Here is a 26,802-nt window from a genome sequence, read left to right as displayed (position 1 = left end):
CAATTTCTACCTGACAATGGGCTGCGACGCCCGGCCGCCCCATGGCGTCCGGGCGGCGGGCGCGCCGGCCCGCCTCATCTGTTCGTACGCGGAAATCATTCAGCGGAGGAGAAGATGAAAAGCGCTCGCCGGGATCGCAAATCGTTCATCGGGATTTCCGCCGCCGCGGCGGCGTTGGCGCTCGCTTCCACGGCGGCGGCCGCGCCGGTTTCCGACCGATTCGACGGCGCTTATAGCGGCGCGGCGGAAGTCGAGACGGCCCTTTCCGGGCCGGGCTGCGCGCCCTTGCCGCTCAGCCGCATCGAGATCAGGGAAGGAAGCCTCAAAGGTCTGTCCGCAGAGGGACGGTATGTGGCCAGAGGCGTCGTCACGTCCAGCGGATTCTTCACGGGCGAGTACCGGTTCGCGGACGGGAAATGGACCCGTTTCGAAGGCCGCATCGGCGATGACGGCGTGCTCACGGGCGGCGTGATGAGCGGAAACTGCGCCTGGCTCGCGAAACTCTCCCGGACGGCGTGAGCCGCCCCATTCAGCGCGTTCCGCACAACGCCGTCAGCGCGTTGGCGATGAGCGGCTGGCCGATCTCCGCCGGCGCGGTGAGGATCGACTCGGGGTGAAACTGCACCGCCGCCCACGGCTTCATCTCGTGCTCGATCGCCATGACGACGCCGTCGTCGGCGAGGGACGTGACCGCGAAGCCGGCCGGGACGTCCTCTTCGCGGGCGTGCAGCGAGTGATAACGCGCCACCGTGAAGCGCGCCGGCAGGCCGTTAAGCAGCCGCCCGCCGAGATTTCGGATCTCCGACGGCTTGCCGTGCATCGGGTACGGCAGCACGCGAAGCGTTCCGCCGCCATATTCCACCATGCCCTGAAGCCCCAGACAGACGCCGAAGACGGGCAGTCCCCGCGCGTCGATGAGGCGCAGGGTCTCGCAAAGATCGAAATCGGCCGGCCGGCCGGGGCCCGGCGAGAGCAGCACGAGATCGACCTCGCGGCCTTCGGCGAGCGCGGCGCGCGCCGCCTCGGGGCGCAGGGTTTCGACCGCGCAGCCTAACCAGCGGAAATAGCTGTTGAGCGTGTGCACGAAGGAATCCTGATGATCCACCATCAGCACCCGCTTTCCGGCGCCGGGCTGGGGGCGCGGGGCGTTCTGCGCGGCGCGCGGCTCCTGCTTTTCGCGAATCGCGGAGAACAGGGCAGAGGCCTTGAGGCGGCATTCCTCATCCTCCGCCTGCGGATCGCTGTCGAACAGAAGGGTCGCGCCGGCGCGCACCTCCGCGGCGCCGTCCTTGAGGCGGATCGTGCGCAGGGTCAGGCCCGTGTTCATGCCGCCGTCGAAGGTCGCGCGCCCGATAGCGCCGCCATACCAGCGCCGGGCCGATTTCTCGTTGTCTTCGACGAACTGCATCGCCCACAGCTTCGGCGCGCCGGTCACCGTCACCGCCCACATGTGGGTGAGGAAGGCGTCGAGCGCGTCGTAGCCGGGCAGAAGCTGGCCCTCCACATGATCGACCGTGTGGATGAGGCGCGAATACATTTCGAGCTGGCGTCGGCCGATGACGCGCACGCTGCCGGGAACGCAGATGCGCGACTTGTCGTTGCGGTCGACGTCCGTGCACATGGTGAGCTCGGCCGCGTCTTTCTCCGAATTGAGAAGCGTTCTGATGCGCTCGGCGTCCTGCAGCGGATCGTCGCCGCGCGCGATGGTGCCGGAGATGGGGCAGGTCTCGACCCGGCTTTCCTCGACGCGCACATACATCTCCGGCGAGGCGGCGATCAGAAACTCGCCTTCGCCGAGATTCATGAGCGCGCCGTAAGGAGACGGATTGGCCTTGCGCAGCCGCTCGAACAGAACGCTCGGCGCCGCTTCGCAGGGCTCGACGAAAGTCTGACTGAGCACCGCTTCGAACAGATCCCCGCGCGCGAAGGCCGCGCGCGCCTTCTCCACCGCGGCGGCGTACTCGCCCGGCCCGTGATCGCCGGCGCGTTCGACCGGACGCGCGGCCGCGCGCGCCGGCGCGTCGGGCGTGTCGCGGGGCAGACTCCGCGTGCTCTTTCCGGCGAAGGCGAATTCATAGTCGTGCAGCACCGCCTCGCGCCGGGCGTGATCGACGCTGACGATCCGGTCGGGCAGAAACAGCACGAGGTCGCGCTGATCGTCCGGCCGCGTCAGGGCGAGCCGGATCGCCTCGAACTGGAAGGCGAGGTCATAGGCGAACGCGCCGTAAAGGCCGAGATGCTGGTCGTCGCGTGTCGAAAAGGCGGCGAGGATCGCGCGCAGCACGGAGAAGACGGAGGGCTGCCGGCTGCGCTGCTCTTCGGGCAGATAGCCCGCCGGCGCGCGCACGCGGCCGCGGATTTCGCGCGCGCCGGCGTCGAGGTTTTCGAGCGCGTCGAGGCCGTCGAGCGCGGCGACGAGCGCCGGCAGAATAATCTCGCCGCGCGCGTTCAGCGCCGTAATGCGGAACGCGCGCTCGCGGCTTGCGATCTCGATCGGCGGATCGCTGAAGCCGATGTCGAGGCGCGTATAACGGCCCGGATATTCGAAGCCCGAGGCGAGCACGACGCCGCGGCGCGCGTCGAGCCGGCGCACGATCCCGCCGACGCCCTCCTCATAGGAGGCGGGACGGCTCTCGCGCTCGATCAGGGCGCCGCCGGCTGTTTCGATGGTCGAATGCATATCCTGCTCCGCGTGGGCGTCGCCGTCGCGCGCTGCAGGGGAGGAGCTCGGAACATGCGACCGCCACGCCCGCGCGACGGCCGGAAGGGCCGCCTATCGAAGGGCGCCCCGCCAAGGGTTGATGGTGCGAGAAGTCGAGCTCATGAGCGAAGCACTAGCAGGTCCTCGCCCGCCGTCAATCCCGGCGTGCGGAAGGCTCACGCGACCGAGCGGAGAATCGCGTCGGCGGCCGTCTCCGCAAGCTCGTCGCGCGAAACCGGGCCGGCGGCGTTGAACCAGGTGTGGGTCCAGTTGAGCATTCCGAAGAACAGCATCGCCCTGACGCGCAGCCGCGCCCGGTCGCGGGCGAGGGCGGGCGCGGCGCGAACGAGAATCCGCTCGACGGCCGCGATGATCTCGCGCTGCTTGGCGACGATCTCATCGCGCTGGGCCTTCGGCAGGCTCGCGCGCTCATAGAGCAGCACCTTCTGCCGGTCGGCCGCGCCCACATAGCGGCGCAGCAGGGCGCGGGCGAGCGCGCGAAGCGAGTCCTGCGGCGTTCCTTCCTCGATGCGGTGCGCGCGCACGATGTCGAGCAGCGCGTCGACATGCTCGCTCATCACGTCGAAGAGGATCGCCTCCTTGGACGGATAATAATGATAGATGAGCGACTTCGAGACGTCGCACAGGGCGGCGAGTTCGGAAACCGAGGCGCCGGCGAAGCCGCGCGCGGCGAACAGCCGGGCGGCCTGTTCGGTGATCGCCTCGCGTTTCTTGTCGTAATCGGCGGCTTGGGTGCGGGCCATGGCGTTCCGTTGATAACGGCGTTCACGCGCCGCGCAAGTCGCGCACGCGCCGCGCCTTGCCGGCCGAGCGCTCGATCGCGCCGGGATCGACGATCCTGACGGCGACGCTCACGCCGATAAGGGATTTGACGCGATGGGCGAGGAGACGGGCGGCGGCCTCGCGCGCGGGCCCCTCGACGCCCGGCCGCGCTTCGACGATCGCGGCGAGTTCGTCAAGGCGGCCGGGACGCGCGATCTCCAGAAGATAATGCGGCGCAAGGTCGGGGACGGCGAGAATCTGCTCCTCGATCTGGGAGGGAAAGACGTTCACGCCGCGCACGATCAGCATATCGTCCGTACGCCCTGTAATGCGCTCCATGCGGCGCATGACTCGCGCCGTTCCGGGCAGCAGCCGCGTCAGGTCGCGCGTTCGGTAGCGGATGACCGGCGTCGCCTCTTTCGTGAGCGAGGTGAGCACGAGCTCGCCGCGCGCGCCCTCCGGCAAGGGCTCGCCTGTCTCCGGATCGACGATCTCCGGCCAGAAATGATCCTCCCAGACCGTCAGACCGTCCTTGGTCTCGACGCATTCATTGGCGACGCCGGGTCCGATGACTTCCGACAAGCCGTAGATGTCGACGGCGTCGAGGTCGAAAGCCGTCTCGATCTCGCCGCGCATCGCCTCGCTCCAGGGCTCGGCGCCGAAAATTCCGATCCTGAGGGAGGACTTTCGCGGGTCGAGGCCTTCGCGGCGGAAGGCGTCGAGAATGGCGAGCATGTAGCTCGGCGTGACCATGATGACGTCGGGCTCGAAATCGCAGATGAGCCGCACCTGTTTTTCGGTCTGTCCGCCCGACATCGGAATCACGGCGCAGCCCAGCGCCTCCGCGCCGTAATGGGCGCCGAGCCCGCCGGTGAAGAGCCCGTAGCCATAGGCGACATGGACCTTCATGCCGGGCCTGCCGCCCGCCGCGCGGATCGAACGGGCCATCAGCGCCGACCAGGTCTCGATGTCGCGCCGGGTGTAGCCGACGACGGTAGGCCGGCCGGTGGTGCCGGACGAGGCGTGCAGGCGGACGATCCGGTCCATCGGAACGGCGAAGAAGCCGAAAGGATAGGCCGCGCGCAGATCGTCCTTGGCGGTGAAAGGAAATTTCGAGAGGTCGGAAAGATCCTTAAGGTCGTCCGGCGTCGCGCCCGCCGCCTCCATCTTGGCGCGATAGGGACGGCAGTTTTCATAAGCGTGCCGCAGCGACCATTTCAGCCGCTCAAGCTGCAGCGCGCGAAGCGCATCCTCGGACAGCTTTTCGCCGTCGTCGAGAAGAGGGACGTAATCCGCCGGCGGCATGGCGCTAGACGGCGTTCATGGTCAGCAGCTCGTAGGTCGCGACGGTCTCGCCTTTCTGGTTCGCGACCTCCACGTCCCAGCGCACTTCGCCATAGTCGTCGTTGCGCTTCTTTTTCGACTTGGCGGTCAGGCGAACCTTTATGGAATCGCCGGGCGAGACGGGCGCGAGGAAGCGCAGATTGTCGAGCCCGTAATTGGCGAGCACCGGTCCCGGCGCGGGATCGACGAACAGTCCCGCCGCGAAGGAAAGAATAAGATAGCCGTGCGCGACGCGGCCGGGGAAGAACGGATTCGCCCGGGCCGCCTCTTCGTCCATATGGGCGTAGAACGTATCGCCCGTAAAATGCGCGAAATGCTCGATGTCATCGAGCGTGATCTCGCGCGGCTTCGTCTCGATGGTCTTGCCGATTTCGAGCGCGCCGAACTTGAGGCGGAAGGGATGGGGCGGAGCCGCGTCGACGGGCGCGCCCTTTATCCAGCTGTTGGCGACGCCGGTCAGAATCGCCGGCGAGCCCTGCAGGGCCGTGCGCTGCATGTAATGCTTCACGCCGCGCGCGCCGCCCATCTCCTCGCCGCCGCCGGCCCGGCCCGGCCCGCCGTGAACGAGCACGGGAAGGGGCGATCCGTGTCCGGTCGATTCTTTCGCGCTGTCGCGGTCGATGATCGCGAGACGGCCATGATAGGCGCCGGCGGCGAGCACGAACTCGCGCGCGATTTTCGGATCGTGGGTGAAAAGGGACGCGACGAGCGAGCCTTCGCCGCGATTGGCGAGCGCGGCCGCGTCTTCAAGGTCGCGGTAGGGCATGAGGGTGGAGACGGGGCCGAACGCCTCGACGACATGCACGGCTTTCGCCGTCCACGGATCGTCGCAGCGCAGAAGGATCGGCGAGATGAAGGCGCCTTTCTGCGCGCGCTCGCCGATTATCTCGACCTTTTCGAGATCGCCGAAGACGATGTCGGCCTCCCGCGCCAGCGCGCGCACCTTGTCGCGCACGTCCTCCCGCTGGGCGTGGCTGACGAGCGCGCCCATGCGCGCCTCCTCCAGCGCCGGATCGCCCACCTTGATTCTGGCGAGGCTTTCGGCGAGGGCTTTCTCGGCTTCCTTCAGATATTTTTCCGGAACGAAGGCGCGGCGGATGGCGGTGCATTTCTGGCCGGCCTTGACCGTCATTTCCCGGACGACCTCCTTGATGAAAAGGTCGAATTCCGGCGAGCCCGGTTCGGCGTCGGGGCCGAGCACGGAGGCGTTGAGCGAGTCCTGCTCGGCGATGAAGCGCGCGCTTTCGGCGATGACGCGAGGATGGGCGCGCAGCTTCTGCGCCGTCGAGGCCGAGCCGGTGAAGGAAACGACGTCCTGCCCGGTCAGCCGGTCGAAGAGATCGCCCGTCGGCCCGATGACGAGCTGCACGGCGCCTTTCGGCAGGAGGCCTGTTTCGATCAGGATACGGAACGCCGCTTCGGCGAGATAGGCGGTCGCCGTCGCCGGCTTGACGATGGCCGGAACGCCGGCGAGCAATGTCGGCCCCAGCTTTTCAAGCATTCCCCAGACAGGGAAGTTGAAGGCGTTGACGTGCAGCGCGAAGCCCTGAAGCGGCGTGAAGACGTGAAGGCCCATGAAGGTTCCTTCGCGCGAAATCCGCTCGGGCTCGCCGTCGATCAGCACGCGGTCGTCGGGAAGCTCCCGCTTGCCCTTGGACGCGTAGCTGAACAACGTGCCGGCGCCGCCTTCGATGTCGATCCAGCCGTCCTTGCGAGTCGCGCCGGTCTCGGGGTTGAGGGCGTAAAGCGCTTCCTTGCGGTCCATGATCGCCTTGGCGAGGCCTTTGAGCATCGCCGCGCGTTCGTGAAAGGTCATGGCGCGCAGGGCCGGTCCGCCGACCTCGCGCGCGTGACGGACCATCGCTGCGAAATCGAGCGCGCCGGTTCCCGCGCGCGCCGCCGTCTCGCCGGTGACGGCCGAGGCGATGGCGATTTCGTTCGGCCCGCCATCGACCCATTCGTCAGCGACATAGCTCTTCAGGGTAAGGACGGACATGGGTTCGCTCCGTAGTCTAGCGGCCTTTGAATTCCGGCTTGCGCTTGTTGAGAAAGGCGTCGACGCCTTCGCGGTAATCTTCCGTGCGTCCGAGCGCGCGCTGCAGGTCGCGCTCGACGTCGAGCTGGGCGTCGAGCGCGCGCGTCCAGCTTTCGCGGATGGCGCGCTTGATCGCCGCAAGCCCGCGCGTCGGCGCGGCGGCGAATTTCCGGACGAGCGCGTCGGCTTCCTCGGCGAGCGCGTCGTCCTCGACGCATTTCCAGATCAGGCCCCACGCCTCGGCCTGTTCGGCCGTTATCGGCTCGCCCGTCAGCGCCAGGCCCAGCGCGCGCGCCTGGCCGACGAGCCGCGGGAGAATCCATGTGCCGCCCGAGTCGGGGACGAGGCCGATATTGGCGAAGGACTGGATGAACTTCGCGCTCTTGGCCGCGATGACGATGTCGCAGGCGAGCGCGATATTGACGCCGGCGCCCGCCGCGACGCCGTTCACCGCGCACACGACCGGCGCCGGCAGGGACGTCAGCCTACGGATGAGCGGATTGTACCGCTTCTCCAGCGACTCGCCGAGATCGACGCCGTCCGCTCCCGGCGCCACCGCCCGGTCGGAGAGGTCCTGGCCGGCGCAGAAGCCGCGCCCGGCGCCTGTAATGAGCAGGGCGCGGACCGAATCGTCGCGCTCGATCCGGTCGAGGGCGACGGCGGCCTCTTCATGCATTTTGACCGTGAAGCTGTTGAGCCGGTCCGGCCTATTGAAGATAAGCCGCGCGACGCCGGCCTCGATCTGGAAGAGGATCGTTTCGAAAGCCGCGTCGGACATGCCTCGCTTCTCCGTGATGCGGGAGGAGGGGCGCGGCGCCGAACCCGCGCGGATCGGCGCTGGCCTTTCGGCGGCAAGGGGTATAATCAAACGGCCGGTCGGTCAATTATGGGAGCGCCTACGATGAGCGGCCCGCAGGCGAACAGAACCCGCGCCGACGCGCTGGCGCGCCGCATTGCGGCGCATCTTCATGCGCAGGAGGGCACGTCCCGCGCGTGGGATCTCGTCCTGGAGGACGCCGGCGAGGGCTGGGCCCGCGCGTCCTTGCGGCTTCGCGCGGACATGCTAAACGGCCACGGCCTCGCCCATGGCGGCGTCATCTTCGCGCTCGCCGACACCGCCTTCGCCTGGGCGTGCAATTCGCGCAATGTGAAGACGGTTGCGCAGGCCGCCTCGATTTCTTTTCTTAGTCCCGGCCGGGCCGGAGAGAAGCTGACGGCCGAAGCGCGCGAGGAAGCGGGCGAGGGGCGTGCGGGCGTCTATGTCGTGCGCGTGACCGGCGAGGACGGGCGACGCGTCGCCGTTTTTCAGGGACTGTCGCGCGCCGTCGGCGGCCCGGTCATCGACAACGCCGAGACGAACGAGGACGAACATGAGTGAAGCCTTCATCTGCGACGCGGTGCGAACCCCCATCGGACGTTACGGGGGAGCGCTCTCCTCGGTGCGCGCCGACGATCTCGCCGCCGCGCCCATCCGCGCGCTGAAGGAGCGCAACCCGTCGGTCGACTGGGAGGCGGTCGACGACGTCATCCTCGGCTGCGCCAATCAGGCCGGCGAGGACAACCGCAATGTCGCGCGCATGGCCGTCCTGCTCGCCGGGCTCGGCGAGTCCGTTCCGGGCGCGACCGTCAACCGGCTGTGCGGGTCGGGGCTCGACGCCGTCCTGATCGCCGCGCGCGCGATCCGGGCGGGCGAGGCCGACCTGATCGTCGCCGGCGGCGTCGAGTCCATGTCGCGCGCGCCTTTCGTGATGGGCAAGGCGGAAACCGCGTTTTCGCGCAACGCCGAGATTTTCGACACGACTATCGGCTGGCGCTTCGTCAATCCCGTCATCAAAGCTCAGTACGGGATCGATTCCATGCCGGAGACGGCGGAGAACGTCGCCGAAGAATTCAACGTCTCGCGCGCGGATCAGGACGCCTTCGCGCTCAGAAGCCAGCAGCGCGCCGCCGCCGCACAGAAAAACGGCCGGCTGGCGGCGGAGATCTCGCCCATCGTGATCCCCCGGCGCAAGGGCGATCCGGTCATCGTCGACCGCGACGAGCATCCGCGCGCGACCAGCATCGAGGCGCTCGCCGCGCTGAAGCCCTTCGTGAAAAAGGACGGCACGATCACCGCGGGCAACGCGAGCGGGGTCAATGACGGGGCGGCCGCGCTCGTCGTCGCCTCGGAAGCCGCGGCGAAGAAGTACGGCCTCTCGCCCCGCGCGCGGGTGGTCGCCGGCGCCGTCGCGGGCGTGGCCCCGCGCATCATGGGGATCGGTCCGGCGCCGGCCTCGAAGAAGGTTCTCGCCCGCGCCGGCCTGTCGCTGGACGAGATCGACATAATCGAGCTCAACGAGGCCTTCGCCTCGCAGGCGCTGGCGACCTTGCGCGAACTCGGCCTGCCCGACGACGCGGAGCATGTGAATCCGAACGGCGGCGCCATCGCGCTCGGCCACCCCTTGGGCATGTCCGGCGCGCGGCTCGTTCTGACGGCGACGGAGGAGCTGCGCCGGCGCGAGGCGCGATACGCGCTTTGCGCCATGTGCATCGGCGTCGGCCAGGGGATCGCGGGCGTCCTCGAACGGGTCTGAGCGGTCAGCGTCCGCAGGGCATGACGCCGGGGCTTTTCGTTTCGCTGCGCCCATGAGGCCGCCGGCGGTGAAAGAAATCCGTGCACGGACGGGGACGCCGGCCTCGCGCAGTCGGGCCGCCGTCCAGTGATTGCACATGTTGAAAAGGTGGAAGTTTCCCCGCGCGGCGAGGAAAACGCTTCTGTCCGCGACGCGCCCGCGCCCCAGTACGATCGGCGCCCCGGTCTCGTCGCGCGTTACATACGCGCCGATCGACTCCGCGAGCCGGCGCGCGCCGGTTTCGGAAAGGGCGAGCGTCGCGACCGCGCGGCCCGGCCAGATGGTCTCGTCCACGGGCGCATCGTTCGCGATGACCTGCATGACGGCGGGGCTCGGCGGAATGACGGCCTTCAGCCCCTTCCAGAAGCCCGCATTCTCGGCCATGTAGAAATCGCGCTCCCCCCAGCCGATGAGGAAATAGCGCGCCTCGGGGAACTGCGCGCGCACGGGATGATCCTCCGCGAACAGCTCGGCGCGCATCGCCAGATTGACGTGCCAGCCGTTCGACCACAGACGAACCGTCGTGCAGTCGCCCGGCGACGGCGGCGGGCCCGGCGGCGAGGCGCAGGCCGCGGCGAGACACAGCGCGGCGAGGCAGGCGAGGCGGAGGGTCGCGGTCTGGCGCATGGCTCGATGCTCCGCCCCGACGGCGCGCGGCCCGCCCGTCAGGCGTGATAGCTGAACGACTCCCGGCGCGCGTCCTTCATCAGCCGCTCGAAGTCCTCGCCCGAGACATGGACGAGCGTGCGGTGATCGCCGCCTTCGAACCAGACCTCGTCCTGGCCGGCGAGGCTCTCGTCCAGCAGGGTCGGCACTCCGTAGGCGGCGCCCACGGGCGGCACGGCGCCGGCGTCGCAATCGTCGAACAGGGCGTCGATGTCCTTTTCGCTGGCGAGGCCGAGTCGGCGGCGCAGCTTCTCCTGCAGCGCGGCGAGGTCGACGCGGCGGCTGGCGGGCACGACGGCCAGGGCGTAGCCCTCCTCATGATGCACGACGACGGTCTTCGCGACGCAGTCGCCGGGCACGTGGGCGGCCTCGGCGTTTTCGCTCGCCGTGGCGGTGCGCGGATGCGCGACGGCGTCGTAGCGCACGCCGGCGCGATCCAGATACTCCTGAAGTTTTCTGGCGATGGTCATGGCGTCCTCCCTGCCATGGAGCGGCGGAAGGGGCGCGCGAAGGCCTTGGCGGGGGCGCGGCGCGCCCGTTCATCGCCGCCGTGATAGAGACTATTGTGCTCCTGAAGATGCGCAGGGGCAAGAAAATGCGGCTCTATCGAATCATCCTGCCCGTTCCCGACATCGAGGCGGCGCAGTCCTTTTACGATGCGCTTCTCGGCCTGTCCGGCGAGCGGGTCTCGCCGGGGCGGCGTTATTACGATCTCGGCGGCGTCGTTCTCGCCCTTTACGATCCGGCCGCCGACGGCGATCCGCTCGGCGAGGGCTGGCGCCATCATGAAAACCAGTATGTCTATATCGCCGTCGACGATCTCGAGGCCGCCTTCGCGCGGGCGAAGAAGACCGGCGCGGCAATGCTCAGCGAGCGGATCGAATCCATGCCGTGGGGCGAGCGGCTTTTTTACGTTCGCGACCCCTTCGGCGCCCCCGTCTGCTTCGTGGACGCGGCGACCCTGTTCACGGGAAGCGGGGCGGGCGCGAGGCCGGCTCAAATTAGTTGACCGATCGGTCAGCTTTTCATATATCTGACGCGCGGGATAGGCCGCCGCGCGCGGCCTTTCGGCGCTCGTTTCGGCAGGAGGCCGGCCATGTACGCGCAGGAAGTGAAATCGACCGGCAAGCCGGTGAAATCCCTGGAGGAAATGGCGCCGGAGGAGCGCGCCTTCCAGCAAAAGATCGACGCCGACGTGAAGATCGAGCCCAAGGACTGGATGCCCGAGGGCTATCGCAAGACGCTGATCCGCCAGATCTCCCAGCACGCCCATTCGGAGATCGTCGGCCAGCTTCCCGAAGGCAACTGGATCACCCGCGCGCCCACCCTCGAGCGCAAGGCGATCCTGCTCGCCAAGGTGCAGGACGAGGCGGGCCACGGGCTTTATCTCTACTGCGCGGCCGAGACGCTCGGGATCAGCCGCGATCAGATGACGGAGCAGCTGCTGTCGGGCAAGGCGAAATATTCCTCGATCTTCAATTATCCGACTCTCACCTGGGCGGATATCGGCGCCATCGGCTGGCTGGTCGACGGCGCGGCGATCATGAACCAGGTGCCTTTGCAGCGCTGCTCCTACGGGCCTTACGCGCGCGCCATGATCCGCATCTGCAAGGAGGAAAGCTTCCACCAGCGCCAGGGTTACGACATCATGATGAAACTCTGCCGGGGAACGCCCGAGCAGAAGGAAATGGCGCAGGACGCGCTCGATCGCTGGTGGCGGCCCGCCCTGATGATGTTCGGCCCGCCGGACGATCAGTCCGTGCATTCCGCCCAGTCCATGGCGTGGAAGATCAAGCTCAATTCCAACGACGAGCTGCGCCAGAAATTCGTCGACCAGACCGTGCCGCAGGCGGAGTATCTCGGCCTCAAGATCCCCGACCCCGATCTCAAATGGAACGAGGCGCGCGGCCATTACGATTTCGGCGAGCTCGACTGGAGCGAGTTCTACGAGGTCATCAAGGGAAACGGCCCCTGCAACCGCGAGCGCATGGAGGCCCGCCGCAAGGCCTGGGAAGACGGCGCCTGGTTCCGCGAGGGCCTGATGGCGCACGCGCGCAAGAAAGAAGCGCGTCGCATGGCGGCGGAATAGGAGCGCCTCATGTCGAAAGAATGGCCTCTGTGGGAAGTCTTCATCCGCGGCCAGCACGGGCTCGCCCACCGGCATGTGGGCTCGTTGCACGCGCCCGACGCGGAAATGGCGATCAAGAACGCCCGCGACGTCTATACTAGGCGCAACGAAGGCGTCTCGATCTGGGTGGCGAAGGCCGTCGACATCACAGCCAGCGCGCCGGAGGAGAAAGGCCCGCTGTTCGATCCGGCCAACGACAAGGTTTATCGGCATCCGACCTTTTACGACATTCCCGATGAAGTCGGGCACATGTGATGAGCGACGCCGCGCTTGAAGAATTCGCCCTGCGCATGGGCGACAACTGCCTCATCCTCGGCCAGCGCGTGTCGGCCTGGTGCGGCTATGCGCCTGCGCTTGAAGAAGACATCGCGATGGCGAACGTCGCGCTCGACCTCATCGGCCAGGCGAAGCTGTGGCTCGCCCTTGCAGGCGCGCTCGAAGGAAAGGGCCGCGACGCCGACGCGCTCGCCTTCCTGCGCGACGCGCGCGCCTTCCGCAACTGCCTGCTCGTCGAGCAGCCGAACGGTGATTACGGCCAGACCCTGATGCGGCAGTTCCTGTTCGACGCCTGGCACGTTCCCATGCTCGAAGGGCTCGCGGCCTCGCGCGAAGAACGCGTCGCCGCGATCGCGGCCAAGACGGCAAAGGAAGCCGCGTATCATCGCGACCGGTCGGCGGATCTGGTGATCCGTCTGGGCGACGGCGGGGAGGAAAGCCGCCGGCGGATGCAGACCGCGCTCGATCTCTTATGGCCCTTCGCCGGCGAGCTCCTGGCGGCCGACGAGACGGAAGCGCGGCTCGCGGGGGAAGGCGTCATTCCCGATCTCGCCGACATCGCGAAGAAATGGACGGCTTTCGTCGAGCCCGCGCTCGAGGAGGCGACGCTGGTCCCGCCGAAGGACGCGCCCGTGCGCAAGGGCGGCAAACAGGGCCTGCATACCGAAGCGCTAGGCTATGTTCTCGCCGAGATGCAATGGCTCCAGCGGGCCTATCCCGGCGCGACATGGTGAGGGCTTATGGCTGAAGCGCCAACAAAACCATCCGTAGGCGACATATGGCGGTGGCTGGAGGACGCGCCGGACCCGGAAATTCCCGTCCTGTCCGTCGTCGATCTTGGAATCGTGCGCGCCGTCGAATGGCGCGGCGAGACGCTGATCGTGACCGTTACGCCGACCTATTCGGCCTGTCCGGCGACGTCTGTGATCGCGCTCGACGTCGAGGCCATGCTGCGCCGGCGCGGGATCGCGGACGTGAAGATCGAAACCCGGCTGGTCCCGCCCTGGACGACGGACTGGATCAGCGAGAAAGGTCGCGAGAAGCTGCGCGCCTATGGAATCGCCCCGCCCGAAGGCGCGGTCTGCGCCGGCGCCGCGAAAGCCGCTGGGGCGCGCATCGCCTGTCCGCGCTGCGGCTCGACGAATACGGAGGAAATCAGCCGCTTCGGCTCGACGCCCTGCAAGGCGAGCTGGCGCTGCAAGGATTGTCTTGAACCGTTCGATTATTTCAAGAGCTTCTGATTCCAAGATAGGGGCGCCGATCGGGCGCCGCGGTTCGGAGCGCCAATGGCCAGGTTCTTTCCCCTTCGCGTGACCGACATCCGCCGCGAGACGCGCGACTCCGTCGTCGTCACGCTCGCGCCGCCGCCGGAGCACGCCGAAGAGTTCCGGTTCATTCAGGGCCAGTACCTGACTTTCCGCCGCGCCTTCGACGGCGAGGAGCTGCGCCGCTCCTATTCAATCTGCGCCGCGCGCAACGAGGGCGTGCTGCGCGTCGGGATTAAAAAAGTCGAGGGCGGATGGTTCTCGACCTGGGCGAACGAAGAGCTGAAGGTCGGCGATACGCTCGAAGCGATGAAGCCGGCCGGCAACTTTCACGTTCCGCTCGCGCCGGAGGAGGCGCGCCATTATCTCGGCTTCGCCGGCGGCAGCGGGATCACGCCGGTCATCTCCATCATCAAGACCGCGCTCGCCGAGGAGCCGAAATCGAGCTTCACGCTCGTCTACGGCAACCGCTCGGCCAACGCGATCATGTTCCGCGAGGAGCTGGAGGAGCTCAAGAACCGCCATATGGGCCGGCTCAGCGTCATCCACATTCTCGAAAGCGAGGCGCCCGACATCGACCTGTTTTCCGGCCGGCTCGACCGGGAAAAGTGCGAGGCCCTGTTCGCCCGCTGGGTGCGGGTCGAGGACGCCGACTACGCCTTCATCTGCGGACCGGAGCCGATGATGCTCGCGGTCGCGGACGCGCTCAAGGCGCGCGGCATGGCCGAGTCGCGCATCAAGTTCGAGCTGTTCGCCTCCGCCCAGCCTGGCAAGGCGCGCCGGCCCGCCGCGTCCGCGCAGGAGAAGCGCGGCGCGCTCTGCCAGGCCACCATCATCCTCGACGGCGCGGCGCGCGCGGTGGAAATGCCCAAGGAAGGCCAGTCGGTTCTGGAGGCCGCGCTCGCCGCGAAGCTCGACGCGCCCTACGCCTGCAAGGCCGGCGTGTGCTCGACCTGCCGGGCGAAGGTGATCGAGGGCGAGGCGCAGATGGAGGCCAATTACGCGCTTGAAGACTACGAGGTGAAGCGGGGCTATATTCTGACCTGCCAGAGCTATCCGGTGAGCGACAGGCTGGTCGTGGACTACGATCAGTAAACGGAGGGCCAGCATGAGCGACGAGACCGGCCTTCTCGATTATCTCGAACGCGGCGGAAAGATCACCGCGCCTGACAACGCGCCGCCGCGCTACCGGGCCGAGCTGATGCGGCAGATGGCGAGCTTCGTCGATTCGGCGCTCGCGGGCGCGGCCGGCTTCGCCGACCTCGTCAATGACGGCCCCGGCGTCAAGGAGCGCATCGCCGCCGCGCGCATCGTGCTCGAAAAGCTCGATCACGCCGCGCGCGTGCTGGCGATCATGGGAGATTTCGGCGCCAATATCGAACGCTACGAGAACGTGCATCCTTGGGCGGCGCGCATCGCCCGCGAGGAAGACATCGGCGCGCGCCGCCGCGGCGGCGACATGCGGCTCAACGTCTTTCATTATCCGCTCGAAGGCTGGACGGACGCGGTCGTCATGAACGTGCTGATGGGCCGCGCGACCGTCATTCAGCTCGGCGAGCTCGCGCGCGGCTCCTATCAGCCGCTGGCGGAGGTTTTCGCGGCGATCCTGCCGCGCGAGCGCCGCCACGCCGAACTGGGCGAAGAGGGCCTGGAGAAGATCGCCCGCGGCGGACCGGCGGCGCGCCGCGAAATCCGGCGTTCGGTCGAATACTGGCGCCCGCGCGTGGATGCGACTTTCGGCGCGCCGGACTCGCCGCGCTTCGCGCTGCTCAAACGCTTCGGCCTGCGCCATACGCCGAACGAGGCTTTGCGCGAGGAATGGCGGTCGGCGGTCCGCCCGATCATCGAGCGCGCCCTGACGGACGGGTGAAGCCGCTTCGCGCTCGGGGGCTCCCTATATCTTGGCGGCTCCCTATATAAACATCGTCGCCTGCAATCCCGTCCGGCGAAGCGGCGGGGCGACCGCCACAATGACGCCGCGATTTGCCGCATATATTCAACGGGCGCGGGCGCGCCGGGGAGGCTTCGCTGCAATGCAGCATACGGATGAGGAGGCTATCATGCGACTCCGGCTCGTTTTGATTTCGACCATGCTTTTCGGCGCGGCCTCGGCTGCGTTCGGCGGCGAGAAGGCGGCGAAGGAAACCGCGCTCGCCAAATACAAGGAAACGGGCGAGCGCGTCGACTGCATCAGCGGCTTCGGCTCGGCCGATCAGATGACGCCGATCGACGAGACGCAGATCCTGTTTCGCGCGGGCAAGCGGCATTATCTCAATCGCCTAAGCGGGCGCTGCAACAATCTCGACAGCCCCTTTTATTACGTAAAGCGCGAGGCCTGGGGCTCGCAGATCTGCAAGAACGACCGCCTGACCGTGGTCGACAGCTCCAGCGGCATCACGGCCGGCTTCTGCCGCCTCGGAGAATTCGAGCGGCTGGAGCGTCTGCCCGACGAGGCGCAAGAAACCGAAGAAGCCGCCTGAGACGTTGCGCCCGCCGGCCTATCGCTCGATTTTGAAGACGCGATAGGAAGGCGGCTCAATGGTAAGCGAAAACGCGGCGCGGCCGGCGGCCTCCCCTCGGCGCGCCGGCGCGCCCCGCGGGGCAGAGCGATGCGGCTATGGCGGCCATGATCGCCAGGAAAGCGTTTCGCATGGTCATCGCAGGAGCTCCTCGTTCCCTTTTCCTCACCAGAAGCGCCAGTATAGCACGATCAGGATCGCCGCGATCGCCGCGGCGCAGATGTTGAAGCCCGCCCCGGTTTCGAAGCGGACGGCGTCGAGGCGGATCGCTTTGTCGTGGACGGGCTTGTGCGCGAACAGAAATGAAACCGCGATCGCCAGCGCCGTACACAGAAGAAATACGTAGCCCACGCGGTTCATGAACGGAATCTCCGGCGCCCAGATCTTGAAGGCGAGGGAGAAAGCCGCCGAGCCGATGGCGGCGGCGAGGGCGGCGAAGGCGGTCGCGCGCTTCCAGAACATGCCGAGGACGAACAGCACGACGATTCCCGGCGTGAAGAAGCCGGTGAACTCCTGAATGAATTGGAACGCCTGTTCGGCCTTGCCGAGCAGGGGCCGGGCCGCGGCGACGGCGACGGCGAGCGCGGAAAAAGCGGCGATGCGGCCGACGGCCACGAGGGCGCGCTCGCCGGCGGCGGGGCGAAGCGCCTTGAACAGGTCCATGGTCACGATCGTGGCGATCGAGTTCATCATCGAGCCGAGAGAAGAGACGATGGCGGCGACGAGCGCGGCGAAAATGAGTCCTTTGACGCCGGCGGGCGCGAGCCCCATCATGGTCGGATAGGCGAGATCGGCCTTGCCGAGATCAGGCTCGAGGACGAAGGCGGCGATGCCCGGCAGCACGACCAGCACGGGAACGAGCAGCTTGAGGAAAGCGGCGAACGCCACCCCGCGCTGGGCTTCGGCGAGCGACCTGGCCGCGAGCGCGCGTTGGATGATGTACTGATTGAAGCCCCAATAGCTCAGATTCATGATCCACATGCCGCCGAGCAGGACGGATAGGCCCGGCAGGAATCGCCAGTTCGGATCGTCGCGCGAGAGAATCATGTCGAACTTCTCCGGCGCGCGGCGGAGGAGCTCCGCGAATCCGGCGACGGGGCTCGCCCCGCCGGCGACCGCGTCGAGCGACAGCCAGGCGATGAGCAGCCCGCCGGCGACCAGCATCGCCACCTGAATGACGTCGGTGAGCGCGACGGCCTTGAGCCCGCCATACAGGGAATAGGCGAGCGCGAAGGCGGCCAGCGCCAGGAGGCCCAGCGTAAGATCGAGCCCCGTCAAAGTATTGATCGTCAGCGCGCCGAGCCAGAGCACGGACGTCAGGTTGACGAAGGTGTACACGCCCAGCCAGAACACGGCCATCACGGTCCGCACCGCGCCGTCATACCGTTCGGCGAGGAACTGCGGCATCGTGTAGATGCGCTTTTCCAGAAAGATCGGCAGAAAATATTTGCCGACGATGAGCAGCGTCGCCGCGGCCATCCATTCATAGGAGGCGATGGCGAGGCCGATGGCGTAGCCCGAGCCCGACATGCCGATGACCTGCTCGGCGGAGATGTTCGCTGCGATGAGCGAGGCCCCGATCGCCCACCAGGGCAGCGCGCGCCCGGCGAGGAAGTAGTCGGACGAATCGCGCCGCCGGCCTTTTTGCAGGCGCGAGACGATCGTGGCGATCGCGATCAGCAGCCCGGCGTAAGCGCCGACGATCGCATAATCGAGCGAAACAAGGCCCATCCTGCCGCCCCCCTCCTGTCCGTTCGGTTTGGTTTTCCGGTTGATGGTCCGCCCGCGCCGATCGCTGAGAAGCGTACGGATGATCCGGCGAAAGCCCGCGCCCCGCAAGCCGGCCGGGTCGGCGAAAGCGCGCGCCTGCCGCGTCGAAGCGCCGTCGGGAATAAGGGCGGCGGGCGGTTTCGTTTCGCATGACGGCTCCGGCGTTTCCTCCGCCCGCCGAACGACGTCGCGGCCCGGCGGTTCGACGATTGTTGTTTTTGCGCAACATCAGACAGGCGTCTGATGGTTTCAATCATAAAAACACTTTCAAAATATGCAAATTTCTTTTCTTATTCGCGCGGGACCGCCGGCGCGCTCGCGCGCCGGGAGCCCATCAAAAGGAGAGGGCGCGGTCGGGCGAAGTCCGGCGCTTTCGAAAAAACGACCAGGCGGGAGGAACTGATGACTGAGAAGCGTTCGCCCGGATCAGTCCAGCCCCGTTTCAAACGACGACGGTAAGCGCGAGGCCAAGCGCCTCGGCGAAAAACAGGCGTGAGAGGCCCCGAACCGCAGCGCGCGCTCGGATCGGCGGGAGAGATGCGCGCCCCGAGCGGGGCCGGCAGGGAGAGAGAAACCAATGAGACTGCGCACCCGGAAATCATCCGTAAACAGAGCCTTGAAGAACGGCGCGTCGGTTCTGGCGCTCGGCGCCTTCGCCATCGGCGCGCAGATCTGCCCGCCCGGCGCGGCCTGGGCGCAGGACGGCGCGAGCGAAGGGGAAGAGGAGACAGGCGACACTATCGTCGTCACCGGCATCCGCCGCTCCATCGAAAGCGCCACGGAGCGCAAACGGACGGCCGAGGAAGTCATCGACGCGCTCACGGCGGTGGACATCGGCGCGCTGCCGGACCGCTCGGTGGCCGAGGCCCTGCAGCGGATCCCGGGCATCCAGCTTCAGCGCACCAACGAAAACCGCGACCCGGCGCGCCTGTCGTCCGAGGGCGGGGGCGTCTTCGTGCGCGGCCTTCGCTGGGTGCGCACCGAAACCAACGGCCGGGACATCTTTTCCGCCTCCAACGGGCGGAGCCTGAGCTTCGAGGACGTCTCGGCGGACCTTCTGGCCGGCGTCGACGTTTACAAGAACCCCTCCGCCGAGCAGATCGAAGGCGGGATCGGCGGCATCGTCAATCTGCGCACGCGCAAGCCCTTCGATCAGGACGGCCGGCTCGTCGCGGGCACGATCGACTACAACTACGCCGACCTTCTGAGCAAAGGCTTCGTCTCCGGCAGCGCGATCGTGTCCGACCGCTGGGAGACGGGCGCCGGCGAGTTGGGCTTTCTGTTCTCGGCCAGCATCGCCGACATCGGCAACCGCACCGACGCCATCCAGCTCGGCCGGTTCGAGCTGCGCGACGACGGCAATCTCTATCCCACCGGTCTCGGTTTCCGGCGGATCGACTGGGAGCAGGACCGCAAGGCGTTCAGCGGCGCCGTCCAGTGGGCGCCGAATGAGGATCTTCTGTTCACCTTTGAAGCGCTTTATGCGACCGCGAGCCCGTTCGACGTGGAGCGCGCCGTGCTCGTCAACGGCGCTTCGACGGGCGATCTGCTCCCGTCCGATGTCGTCAACGGTCAGTTCGACGACGACGGCGTGCTTATCGCCGGCGAAATCCCGGGCGCGTCGCTGACCTACGACACGCGCATCGGCGACCGCAAATCGAAGACCGGCGATTACTCGTTCAACTTCCGCTACGCGCCGGGCAGCCGATGGACGATCTCCGGCGATTTCCAGTATGTCGATTCGAGCGCCGAGGTGCTGAGCATGACGGCGTTCACGCAACTCGGCGTCGCGCCCTTCGCGACGGGCGCGCGCCCGACCGTGACGTTCGACACGGACGGCGACGATCCGTTCATCTCCATCTCGGACCTCGCCCTTCAGGCGGATAAAAGCGCCTATTGGTGGGCGGCTGCGATGGATCACATTCAGGATAACGACGCGCGCTCCTACGCCGGTCGTCTCGACCTCGAATATGATCTTGATACGGACGGTTTCCTGCGCTCGTTCCGCTTCGGCGGACGCATCACCGATAAACGCGCGATCACCCGCCAGAGCGGCTTCAACTGGAGCCTGTTGAGCCAGCAGTTCTGGGGCTCCGGCGGCGGCGGGCCGGTTTTTCTGGACGAGCCGGGCGGGACGGATCTCGCGCCGGCCGGCCCTAACCCGGGCCTGCCCGATCAGGTCGAGCTGTTCTTCTTCGAGAACTTCTTCCGCGGCGACCTCGCTACGCCCGGCGTCGGCTGGTTCCCGAAAGCGGAATTGCTGACCGACACCCAGCACGCCTTTTCCTTCCTGGAGAGCACGCTCACTTCCGGCTGGGGCTGGGTTCCGCTCACCGAGGAGGCGTACGAGACGCTCGATCCGCGCGGCGACAATGTCAGCGCCGGCATCAACGATCAACGAGAAGACACTTACGCCGGCTATGTCGTCGCCCGTTTCGCCGACGAAGGCGACTTGTTTGGCCTGCCTTTCGACGGCGGCGTAGGCGTGCGCGTCGTTCACACCAAGACGACCGGCACCGGGCGCGGCTCGGCGGGCGGACTGGGCGAAGCCTGCGCGACGAACCCGTCGGACGACTGCGCGCGCGCGGCGGCGTTCATCGACGCCTTCAACGCCGAGTTCGGAGAATACCAGGAGTTCACGAACAGCTACACGAAGGCGCTGCCGAGCCTCAACATACGCTTCGAGCTAAGCGACGAGCTGCAGCTGCGCCTGGCGGCCTCGCGCGGCATGGTGCGGCCGAGCTTCAGCCAGATTCGCGCTTATGAGAATTTGTCTTTCGCCTTCGAAGACAACATGTTCGACCCCGACGCCGAGTTCACCGGCCAGGCGGGCGCGCCGCAGCTCAAGCCGACCATGTCAACGAATCTCGACGCCAGCCTCGAATGGTATTTCGCGAACGGAAGTCTCGCCTTCGCCGCCTTCTACAAGGACATTTCCGACTATGTCGTGATCCAGCGCGCGCCGGAGACGTTCACGTTCGGCGGCGAGACCTTCACCTTCGAGGTGCTGCGCCAGACCAACGCCGAAGAGGGCACGCTCAAGGGCTTCGAGGTCCAGTATCAGCAGTTCTACGACTTCCTGCCCGGCCCGCTTTCCGGTCTCGGGGTGCAGGCGAACTTCACCTTCATCGACAATGACGGCGGCGCGAACGAAGCGCTCAATCCGTTCGAACCGGCGCAGGAAGCCGGCGCGTCCGACGCTTCGCTGCCGATCGAAGGGATCTCGCGCACCAGCTACAACATCACCGGCCTTTATCAGAAGTACGGCATCGAAGGACGGCTCGCCTATAACTGGCGCGAGCGTTATCTGCTCACGACCTCGGCCGCGAACATCAACCGGCCGGTGTTCTGGGAGGATTACGGCCAGCTCGACGGGTCGATTTTCTACTCGATCAACGAGCACGCCAAGATCGGCGTTCAGGCTACGAACATTCTGAACGCGCGCACGTTCCTCCAGGTCGGCGACGAGACTCTCTCGCCGCGTTACAGCTGGACCGATACCGATCGCCGGATCGCGGTGATCGCCCGCTTCAAGCTGTGAACGCGCGCCGGGCGCCGCCGTCGCCCGGCGCGGCGCGGGACGATGCGGACGAAAGCGCGGCCGGACCGGCCGCGGCTCGGTCCGGCCGCGCCGGCGCGTTGACGGGCCGCGGGCGACATGGTGCGATCAGGGCCGCCTATGCACGGGAAAAGGATCGAGCGAATCGCCATAATCGGCGGCGGGACCGCCGGATGGATGGCGGCCGCCCTTTTCGCGCGATTGCTGGGCCCGCTCGGGACGCGCATCCGCCTCGTCGAGTCGGAGGAGATCGGAACCGTCGGCGTCGGCGAGGCGACCGTGCCGACGATCCGGCTCTTCAATCAACTGCTCGGCTTCGACGAGCGCGACTTCCTCGCCAGGACGCATGGCAGCTTCAAGCTCGGCATCGAGTTCCGCGATTGGGGCGGACCGGGCTGCGCCTATTTTCACGGCTTCGGCGATTTCGGCGCAGACATCGAGGGAATCGCGCCCCATCATCACTGGCTCAAATTGCGCATGGAGGGAGACGGAACATCGCATGAGGCGTATTCGTTTCCCGCCGTCGCGGCGCGCAAGGGCCGCTTCGCGCCGCCGCCGAAAGACCCTGTCTCCAGCGCGCCTTATTATCAGCACGCCTATCATTTCGACGCGGCGCTTTATGCGCGGTATTTGCGCGAGTACGCCGAAGCGCGCGGGGCGACGCGCGTCGAGGGGCGCGTGGTCGACGTCGCGCGGCGCGCCGCGGACGGGTTCGTCGAGGCCGTCGTCCTCGCTGACGGACGGCGCGTCGAGGCGGATTTCTTCGTCGATTGCACGGGCTTTCGCGCGCTGCTGATCGGCGAGGCGCTCGGCGTCGGATTCGAGGACTGGCGCGGCTGGCTGCCCTGCGACCGCGCCGTCGCGATCCCCTGCGCGCGGCGCGGGCCGCTGACGCCCTACACCATCGCGGCCGCGAAAGAGGCGGGATGGCGCTGGCGCATTCCGCTCCGGCATCGCATCGGCAACGGCTATGTCTATTGCTCCGCGCACGTCTCGGACGACGAGGCCGCGGCCGCGCTTCTCGCGGATCTCGAAGGGCCGGCGCTCGCCGAGCCGCGCCTGCTGCGGTTCGCCGCGGGGCGGCGCAAGGCGTTCTGGGCGAAGAACTGCGTCGCGATCGGCCTGGCCGCCGGTTTTCTGGAGCCGCTCGAATCGACCAGCATCCAGCTCATCCAGAACGGCCTGACGCGCCTCATCGAATATTTTCCCGATGCTGATTATGACCCGGCGATGATCGCGGAGTACAACCGCGTCACGGCGAACGAATATGCGCGCGTGCGAGACTTCCTGATTCTTCATTACTGCGCCGCCGGCCGGCGCGACGCGCCGTTGTGGCGGGATTGCGCGGCGACGCCGCTTCCCGATACGCTCAGACACAAGGTTGACGTCTTCGTCAGTACGGGGCGCGTTCCCATGCTGACGGAGGAAAGCTACGCCGAGGCGAGCTGGGTCGCGATCTTTCTCGGCAGCGGCGTTGCGCCCCGACGTTACGATCCGCTGGTCGACCGGATCGACTCCGCGGTTCTCGCGCAAGGGATGCGTCGGCGCCGCGAAGAGATCCGGCGCGTCGCAGAGGCGATGCCGACCCACGAAGCGTTTCTCGAGCGGGCCTGTCCCGCGCCGGCCATGGCGTGAGGGTACGGCCATGAACGACGCGCACATCCGCAGCATCGTCATCCTCGGCGGCGGGACCGCAGGATGGATGTCGGCCGCGCTGCTCGCCAAGGTCATGGGGCGAAAGCGCCGCATTACGCTCGTCGAGTCCGAGGAGATCGGGACGATCGGCGTCGGCGAGGCGACGGTGCCGCCGCTCCAGCTCTTCAACGGGTTGCTCGGCGTGGATGAAAACGAATTTCTCCGCGCGACGAACGGAACCTTCAAGCTGGGCATCGAGTTCGTCGACTGGGGGCGGCTTGGCGCGCGATACTTTCATCCGTTCGGCCGGCACGGCGACCATTTCGACGTCGCGCCGTTTCATCAGTACTGGCTGAAATGCCGGCTGGCCGGAAAGGCCGCGCCGATCGACGAATTTTCGCTGTGCGCGGCGGCGGCCCGCTGCAGCCGCTTCCAGCGTCCGCCGACGAAAGACCCGCGCTCGATCTGGTCGACCTTTTCTTACGCCTTTCATTTCGACGCGTCCGCCTACGCCGCTTTTCTGCGCCGCTACGCGGAAGCGCGCGGCGCGACGCGCGTGGAAGGGAAGGTCGCGGACGTCCGGCTGCGCGCCGAGGACGGGTTCGTCGACCGGCTCGTCCTCGCCGACGGGCGCGAGATCGCCGGCGATCTTTTCATCGACTGCTCCGGCTTTCGCGCGCTTCTGATCGGTCAGGCGCTCGGCGTCGGCGATGAAGACTGGTCGCATTGGCTGCCGGCCGACCGGGCGGTCGCGGTCCAGTGCGAGAACGCGGGCCCGCTTCTTCCCTATACCCGCTCGACGGCGCGGCGGGCCGGCTGGCGATGGCGCATTCCGCTTCAGCATCGCGTCGGCGCAGGATATGTGTTCGTCAGCGATTATCTGAGCGAGGACGAAGCGGCCGCGGACCTGCTCGCCGGCCTCGACGGACCGGCGCTCGCCGAGCCGCGCCTGCTGAAGTTCAGGACCGGCCGGCGCAAGGCGTTCTGGGCGAAGAACGTCGTCGCCGTCGGACTCGCCGGCGGGTTTCTCGAGCCGCTCGAATCGACAAGCATCCATCTCATTCAGACGGCGCTCACCAAGCTGGCGAGCTGGTTTCCGGACAGGCGCTTCGATCCGATGATCGTCGCGGAATACAACCGGCTGCATCATCTTGAGACGGAGCGAATCCGGGACTTCATCATTCTCCACTACAAGGCGACCGAGCGCGAGGACTCGCCTCTGTGGCGCTACTGCCGCAATATGCCGATCCCGGACAGTCTCGCGGAAAAGATGGAGCTCTTTCGCCGTTATGGAAAGCTGAAGCAGCTCGAAGGCGACTTCTTTCAGGACGCGAGCTGGCTCGCGGTGATGCTCGGCCAGTTCGTCACGCCCGAGCGCAACGATCCGATCGCCGATCTTCACGAAACGGAGCCGCTGGCGAAAACGCTGGAGACGATGCGCGCGATCATCGCGCGAACGGCGAAAGACATGCCCGAGCACGCGGCGTTCGTCGAACGAAGCTGCGCGGCGGCGGCCGCGCATTGAAGAGGAAGTTTTCGCCTGGCGCGAAAGAATTTTATTGCTCTTATGAAAGCGATATCATATATGAAATATCCGTTGTTAGCGCAAACGATGAGGCGGATGGAAAGGTTCAGGAGCGGGCGCGCGCCGGCTGCGCCTTCGGCCGCCAGCGCCCGGCGCATCGTTAACGGTTTACGCAGGGCCCTCCTCCTCCCTTGGTCCTGCGCGGCGTCTGCATGTCGGCGGCATGCAGACGCCGCATTCTCTTCGCGCGGGATCAAAGACGGGGCAAAGCGCATGAGGAAAAGCGACGCGGGGCGGCTGTCGACGAAGGCGAAGGCGGCGCTGCTGGCGCTCGGCGGTCTTGCGGTCCTGTTCGTCGCCGCGCCGGCGCGCGCGCAGGAGGGGCGGGATCTGCCGCATTTCGTGACGAAGAACGGCAAGCACGCCTTCATCGTCGACGGCGAGCCGTTTCTCATGCTCGCGGCGCAGACGAACAATTCGAGCAACTATCCGGCGATGCTGCCGGAGGTCTGGCCGGCGGTGAAGGCGATCGGCGCCAATACGCTGCAGATTCCCGTCGCCTGGGAGCAGATCGAACCTGAAGAGGGCGTCTTCGACTTCTCCTATGTCGACGTTCTTCTCGAAGAGGCGCGCAGGAACGGCGTGCGCCTCGTGCTTTTGTGGTACGGAACATGGAAGAACACCGCGCCCCATTACGCGCCGAAATGGGTGAAGCTCGACAACGACCGCTTCCCGCGCATGATCGCCAGGGACGGCGAGACGCACTATGCGCTCTCGCCGCATGGCGCGGAGACGCTCGCCGCCGACAGGCGCGCCTTCGTGAAGCTGATGGAGCATCTGAAAAAGAAAGACCGTCAGCGCACGGTCGTCATGGTGCAGGTTGAAAACGAGACCGGAACCTACGGCGCCGTTCGGGACTACTCGCCCATGGCCGAGGCGCTGTTCCAGGGGCCGATTCCGGCCCGGCTCGTCGAGGCGCTGGGCGTGCGGCCTGGAACGTGGACGGAGGTTTTCGGCGAGAACGCGGACGAATATTTCCACGCCTGGTCGATCGCGTCCTATGTCGGGGAGATCGCCGCGGCGGGCCGCGCCGTCTACGATCTGCCGATGTACGCCAATGCGGCGCTGCGCGATCCGATCAACCCGCAGGAGCCGGGCGCCTATGCGAGCGGCGGGCCGACGCACAACGTCCTTCATATCTGGAAGGCGGCCGCGCCGGCGCTCGATCTTCTCGCGCCCGACATCTATATTCGCAAGCATCGGCCCTACATGGCCGCGCTCGATCATTACGCGCGCCCGGACAATCCGCTGTTCGTGGCCGAGACCGGCAACGACGCCGACTATGCGCGCTTCTTCTTCGCGGCGCTGGGACGCGGCGCGGTCGGCTTTTCGCCCTTCGGAATCGATTTCACGGGCTATTCGAACTATCCCCTCGGCGCGAAGGAAGTGACGGCGGAGACGCTCGCGCCGTTCGCCGCAAATTACGCGCTCGTCGCGCCCTTCGCGCGGGAATGGGCGCGCTTCGCCTTCGAGAGCGAGGTCTGGGGCGTCGCCAAGCCTGACGACGCGGCGAGCCAGACCATCGATCTCGGCCGCTGGCGCGCGACGGTCGATTACAAGGAATGGCAGTTCGGCTTCTCGCACTGGACCTGGCTTGAAAGCGAGCGCAAGGACGGAACTGAAGAACCGAACGCCGGCGTTCTCATCGCGCGGCTTGGCGAGGATCAGTTCCTCGTCATGGGCTATCGCGCGCGGGTCTCGTTCCAGCCGGGCGCGGGCCGCGAGGGCGAGCACATGATCTACGCCAGCGTCGAGGAGGTCGTTTTCGAGGACGGCGAATGGAAGTTCAGGCGCATGTGGAACGGCGATCAGACCGACTACGGACTGAATTTCACCGATCGCCCGCAGGTTCTAAGGGTCACGCTCGCGACATATTAGGCGACGGCTCGCCCGACAAGAGGCGGCCGGCGCGGGAAAAGGGAAA

22 protein-coding genes and 1 pseudogene are annotated in these 26,802 nt (G+C 67.0%); 15 read left to right on the top strand and 8 right to left on the bottom strand.

The window, feature by feature from the left end; genetic code table 11:
- The first annotated feature begins 114 nt into the window (after positions 1 to 114).
- A complete protein-coding gene (locus CHB64_RS10670; protein ID WP_089412610.1) occupies positions 115 to 519 on the top strand; it encodes a hypothetical protein in 405 nt (134 codons plus the stop codon).
- 10 nt (positions 520 to 529) lie between these two features.
- Here the strand turns inward: CHB64_RS10670 and CHB64_RS10665 are convergent, their stop codons facing one another.
- The 5 genes from CHB64_RS10665 to paaG all read right to left on the bottom strand — a co-directional run bounded on the left by CHB64_RS10665 (position 530) and on the right by paaG (position 7,641).
- Positions 530 to 2,680: an anthranilate synthase component I gene (locus tag CHB64_RS10665; protein WP_089412609.1), complete on the bottom strand. Its 2,151-nt coding sequence runs from the start codon at positions 2,678 to 2,680 to the stop codon at positions 530 to 532.
- Positions 2,681 to 2,877: 197 nt separating this feature from the next.
- Complete coding sequence (locus CHB64_RS10660; RefSeq protein ID WP_089412608.1) at positions 2,878 to 3,465, bottom strand: TetR/AcrR family transcriptional regulator; 588 nt, start codon at positions 3,463 to 3,465, stop codon at positions 2,878 to 2,880.
- Positions 3,466 to 3,487: 22 nt separating this feature from the next.
- Positions 3,488 to 4,789 carry a phenylacetate--CoA ligase PaaK gene (gene paaK / locus CHB64_RS10655; protein ID WP_089412607.1) on the bottom strand — a complete coding sequence of 434 codons (1,302 nt, stop codon included), beginning with the start codon at positions 4,787 to 4,789 and terminating at the stop codon, positions 3,488 to 3,490.
- Positions 4,790 to 4,793: 4 nt separating this feature from the next.
- A complete protein-coding gene (gene paaZ, locus CHB64_RS10650) occupies positions 4,794 to 6,824 on the bottom strand; it encodes a phenylacetic acid degradation bifunctional protein PaaZ (protein ID WP_089412606.1) in 2,031 nt (676 codons plus the stop codon).
- A 16-nt stretch (positions 6,825 to 6,840) separates the two neighbouring features.
- Complete coding sequence (paaG, locus tag CHB64_RS10645; protein ID WP_089412605.1) at positions 6,841 to 7,641, bottom strand: 2-(1,2-epoxy-1,2-dihydrophenyl)acetyl-CoA isomerase PaaG; 801 nt, start codon at positions 7,639 to 7,641, stop codon at positions 6,841 to 6,843.
- 123 nt (positions 7,642 to 7,764) lie between these two features.
- Here paaG and paaI point away from each other — a divergent pair, with 123 nt between their 5' ends.
- Both paaI and pcaF read left to right on the top strand, forming a co-directional pair.
- Positions 7,765 to 8,241, top strand: coding sequence for a hydroxyphenylacetyl-CoA thioesterase PaaI (gene paaI / locus CHB64_RS10640; RefSeq protein ID WP_089412604.1), 477 nt, complete (start codon positions 7,765 to 7,767; stop codon positions 8,239 to 8,241).
- Positions 8,234 to 9,436: a 3-oxoadipyl-CoA thiolase gene (gene pcaF, locus CHB64_RS10635; protein ID WP_089412603.1), complete on the top strand. Its 1,203-nt coding sequence runs from the start codon at positions 8,234 to 8,236 to the stop codon at positions 9,434 to 9,436. Before paaI ends, pcaF begins: the two co-directional genes overlap by 8 nt.
- An 84-nt stretch (positions 9,437 to 9,520) precedes the next feature.
- On the opposite strand, the pseudogene CHB64_RS15785 reads toward pcaF, so the two are convergent.
- Together CHB64_RS15785 and CHB64_RS10625 are read right to left on the bottom strand one after the other, a co-directional pair.
- Positions 9,521 to 10,102 (bottom strand): annotated as a pseudogene (locus CHB64_RS15785) (DUF2459 domain-containing protein); the annotation flags it as partial.
- 38 nt (positions 10,103 to 10,140) lie between these two features.
- A complete protein-coding gene (locus CHB64_RS10625) occupies positions 10,141 to 10,611 on the bottom strand; it encodes an aminoacyl-tRNA deacylase (RefSeq protein WP_089412602.1) in 471 nt (156 codons plus the stop codon).
- A gap of 125 nt (positions 10,612 to 10,736) precedes the next feature.
- On the opposite strand from CHB64_RS10625, the gene CHB64_RS10620 reads away from it, so the two are divergent.
- The 8 genes from CHB64_RS10620 (at position 10,737) to CHB64_RS10585 (ending at position 16,290) form a co-directional block, all read left to right on the top strand.
- Complete coding sequence (locus CHB64_RS10620) at positions 10,737 to 11,150, top strand: VOC family protein (protein WP_159462480.1); 414 nt, start codon at positions 10,737 to 10,739, stop codon at positions 11,148 to 11,150.
- 87 nt (positions 11,151 to 11,237) lie between these two features.
- Positions 11,238 to 12,230, top strand: a complete 993-nt coding sequence (gene paaA, locus CHB64_RS10615; protein ID WP_089412600.1) for a 1,2-phenylacetyl-CoA epoxidase subunit PaaA — start codon at positions 11,238 to 11,240, stop codon at positions 12,228 to 12,230.
- Positions 12,231 to 12,239: 9 nt separating this feature from the next.
- Positions 12,240 to 12,524, top strand: coding sequence for a 1,2-phenylacetyl-CoA epoxidase subunit PaaB (gene paaB / locus CHB64_RS10610; RefSeq protein ID WP_089412599.1), 285 nt, complete (start codon positions 12,240 to 12,242; stop codon positions 12,522 to 12,524).
- The gene (gene paaC / locus CHB64_RS10605; RefSeq protein ID WP_089412598.1) at positions 12,524 to 13,279 is read left to right on the top strand and encodes a 1,2-phenylacetyl-CoA epoxidase subunit PaaC; all 756 of its coding nucleotides are present in this window, start codon (positions 12,524 to 12,526) and stop codon (positions 13,277 to 13,279) included. The genes paaB and paaC overlap by 1 nt, the downstream gene beginning before the upstream one ends.
- A 6-nt stretch (positions 13,280 to 13,285) precedes the next feature.
- On the top strand, positions 13,286 to 13,786 hold the full coding sequence (gene paaD / locus CHB64_RS10600; RefSeq protein ID WP_089412597.1) for a 1,2-phenylacetyl-CoA epoxidase subunit PaaD: 501 nt from the start codon (positions 13,286 to 13,288) through the stop codon (positions 13,784 to 13,786).
- 45 nt (positions 13,787 to 13,831) lie between these two features.
- On the top strand, positions 13,832 to 14,905 hold the full coding sequence (paaE, locus tag CHB64_RS10595) for a 1,2-phenylacetyl-CoA epoxidase subunit PaaE (protein WP_089412596.1): 1,074 nt from the start codon (positions 13,832 to 13,834) through the stop codon (positions 14,903 to 14,905).
- Positions 14,906 to 14,918: 13 nt separating this feature from the next.
- A complete protein-coding gene (locus CHB64_RS10590) occupies positions 14,919 to 15,680 on the top strand; it encodes a Phenylacetic acid catabolic protein (RefSeq protein WP_089412595.1) in 762 nt (253 codons plus the stop codon).
- Between the two features lie 190 nt (positions 15,681 to 15,870).
- On the top strand, positions 15,871 to 16,290 hold the full coding sequence (locus CHB64_RS10585) for a DUF6491 family protein (protein WP_143266002.1): 420 nt from the start codon (positions 15,871 to 15,873) through the stop codon (positions 16,288 to 16,290).
- Between the two features lie 204 nt (positions 16,291 to 16,494).
- Here CHB64_RS10585 and CHB64_RS10580 read toward each other — a convergent pair whose 3' ends face one another.
- A complete protein-coding gene (locus CHB64_RS10580) occupies positions 16,495 to 18,060 on the bottom strand; it encodes a sodium:solute symporter family transporter (RefSeq protein ID WP_089412593.1) in 1,566 nt (521 codons plus the stop codon).
- 616 nt (positions 18,061 to 18,676) lie between these two features.
- Here CHB64_RS10580 and CHB64_RS10565 point away from each other — a divergent pair.
- From CHB64_RS10565 to CHB64_RS10550, 4 genes are all read left to right on the top strand, one after another.
- A complete protein-coding gene (locus tag CHB64_RS10565) occupies positions 18,677 to 21,640 on the top strand; it encodes a TonB-dependent receptor (RefSeq protein WP_089412590.1) in 2,964 nt (987 codons plus the stop codon).
- Positions 21,641 to 21,778: 138 nt separating this feature from the next.
- The gene (locus tag CHB64_RS10560; RefSeq protein ID WP_089412589.1) at positions 21,779 to 23,293 is read left to right on the top strand and encodes a tryptophan halogenase family protein; all 1,515 of its coding nucleotides are present in this window, start codon (positions 21,779 to 21,781) and stop codon (positions 23,291 to 23,293) included.
- 10 nt (positions 23,294 to 23,303) lie between these two features.
- Positions 23,304 to 24,818, top strand: coding sequence for a tryptophan halogenase family protein (locus tag CHB64_RS10555; protein ID WP_089412588.1), 1,515 nt, complete (start codon positions 23,304 to 23,306; stop codon positions 24,816 to 24,818).
- A gap of 273 nt (positions 24,819 to 25,091) precedes the next feature.
- Positions 25,092 to 26,756 (top strand): DUF5597 domain-containing protein, encoded by a 1,665-nt coding sequence (locus CHB64_RS10550; protein WP_089412587.1) that lies wholly within the window; start codon positions 25,092 to 25,094, stop codon positions 26,754 to 26,756.
- Positions 26,757 to 26,802: the final 46 nt, after the last annotated feature.

Origin of the sequence: Amphiplicatus metriothermophilus, from assembly GCF_900199215.1 — a bacterium.
In the GTDB taxonomy this organism is placed as follows: Bacteria; Pseudomonadota; Alphaproteobacteria; order Caulobacterales; family Parvularculaceae; genus Amphiplicatus; species Amphiplicatus metriothermophilus.
Note: the sequence above shows the minus strand (reverse complement) of the source record. Positions and strands in the feature narration are given on the sequence as shown.

What these genes read in the sequence shown, in the direction of transcription:
- CHB64_RS10670 (WP_089412610.1), top strand. Translation starts at nt 115, where the DNA reads ATGAAAAGCGCTCGCCGGGATCGCAAATCGTTCATCGGGATTTCCGCC.
- paaZ (WP_089412606.1), bottom strand. Translation starts at nt 6,824, where the DNA reads ATGTCCGTCCTTACCCTGAAGAGCTATGTCGCTGACGAATGGGTCGAT.
- paaD (WP_089412597.1), top strand. Translation starts at nt 13,286, where the DNA reads ATGGCTGAAGCGCCAACAAAACCATCCGTAGGCGACATATGGCGGTGG.
- CHB64_RS10550 (WP_089412587.1), top strand. Translation starts at nt 25,092, where the DNA reads ATGAGGAAAAGCGACGCGGGGCGGCTGTCGACGAAGGCGAAGGCGGCG.
- pcaF (WP_089412603.1), top strand. Translation starts at nt 8,234, where the DNA reads ATGAGTGAAGCCTTCATCTGCGACGCGGTGCGAACCCCCATCGGACGT.
- paaI (WP_089412604.1), top strand. Translation starts at nt 7,765, where the DNA reads ATGAGCGGCCCGCAGGCGAACAGAACCCGCGCCGACGCGCTGGCGCGC.
- paaG (WP_089412605.1), bottom strand. Translation starts at nt 7,641, where the DNA reads ATGTCCGACGCGGCTTTCGAAACGATCCTCTTCCAGATCGAGGCCGGC.
- paaC (WP_089412598.1), top strand. Translation starts at nt 12,524, where the DNA reads ATGAGCGACGCCGCGCTTGAAGAATTCGCCCTGCGCATGGGCGACAAC.
- CHB64_RS10625 (WP_089412602.1), bottom strand. Translation starts at nt 10,611, where the DNA reads ATGACCATCGCCAGAAAACTTCAGGAGTATCTGGATCGCGCCGGCGTG.
- paaB (WP_089412599.1), top strand. Translation starts at nt 12,240, where the DNA reads ATGTCGAAAGAATGGCCTCTGTGGGAAGTCTTCATCCGCGGCCAGCAC.
- paaE (WP_089412596.1), top strand. Translation starts at nt 13,832, where the DNA reads ATGGCCAGGTTCTTTCCCCTTCGCGTGACCGACATCCGCCGCGAGACG.
- CHB64_RS10660 (WP_089412608.1), bottom strand. Translation starts at nt 3,465, where the DNA reads ATGGCCCGCACCCAAGCCGCCGATTACGACAAGAAACGCGAGGCGATC.
- CHB64_RS10580 (WP_089412593.1), bottom strand. Translation starts at nt 18,060, where the DNA reads ATGGGCCTTGTTTCGCTCGATTATGCGATCGTCGGCGCTTACGCCGGG.
- paaK (WP_089412607.1), bottom strand. Translation starts at nt 4,789, where the DNA reads ATGCCGCCGGCGGATTACGTCCCTCTTCTCGACGACGGCGAAAAGCTG.
- paaA (WP_089412600.1), top strand. Translation starts at nt 11,238, where the DNA reads ATGTACGCGCAGGAAGTGAAATCGACCGGCAAGCCGGTGAAATCCCTG.
- CHB64_RS10560 (WP_089412589.1), top strand. Translation starts at nt 21,779, where the DNA reads ATGCACGGGAAAAGGATCGAGCGAATCGCCATAATCGGCGGCGGGACC.
- CHB64_RS10585 (WP_143266002.1), top strand. Translation starts at nt 15,871, where the DNA reads ATGCGACTCCGGCTCGTTTTGATTTCGACCATGCTTTTCGGCGCGGCC.
- CHB64_RS10565 (WP_089412590.1), top strand. Translation starts at nt 18,677, where the DNA reads ATGAGACTGCGCACCCGGAAATCATCCGTAAACAGAGCCTTGAAGAAC.
- CHB64_RS10590 (WP_089412595.1), top strand. Translation starts at nt 14,919, where the DNA reads ATGAGCGACGAGACCGGCCTTCTCGATTATCTCGAACGCGGCGGAAAG.
- CHB64_RS10555 (WP_089412588.1), top strand. Translation starts at nt 23,304, where the DNA reads ATGAACGACGCGCACATCCGCAGCATCGTCATCCTCGGCGGCGGGACC.
- CHB64_RS10665 (WP_089412609.1), bottom strand. Translation starts at nt 2,680, where the DNA reads ATGCATTCGACCATCGAAACAGCCGGCGGCGCCCTGATCGAGCGCGAG.
- CHB64_RS10620 (WP_159462480.1), top strand. Translation starts at nt 10,737, where the DNA reads ATGCGGCTCTATCGAATCATCCTGCCCGTTCCCGACATCGAGGCGGCG.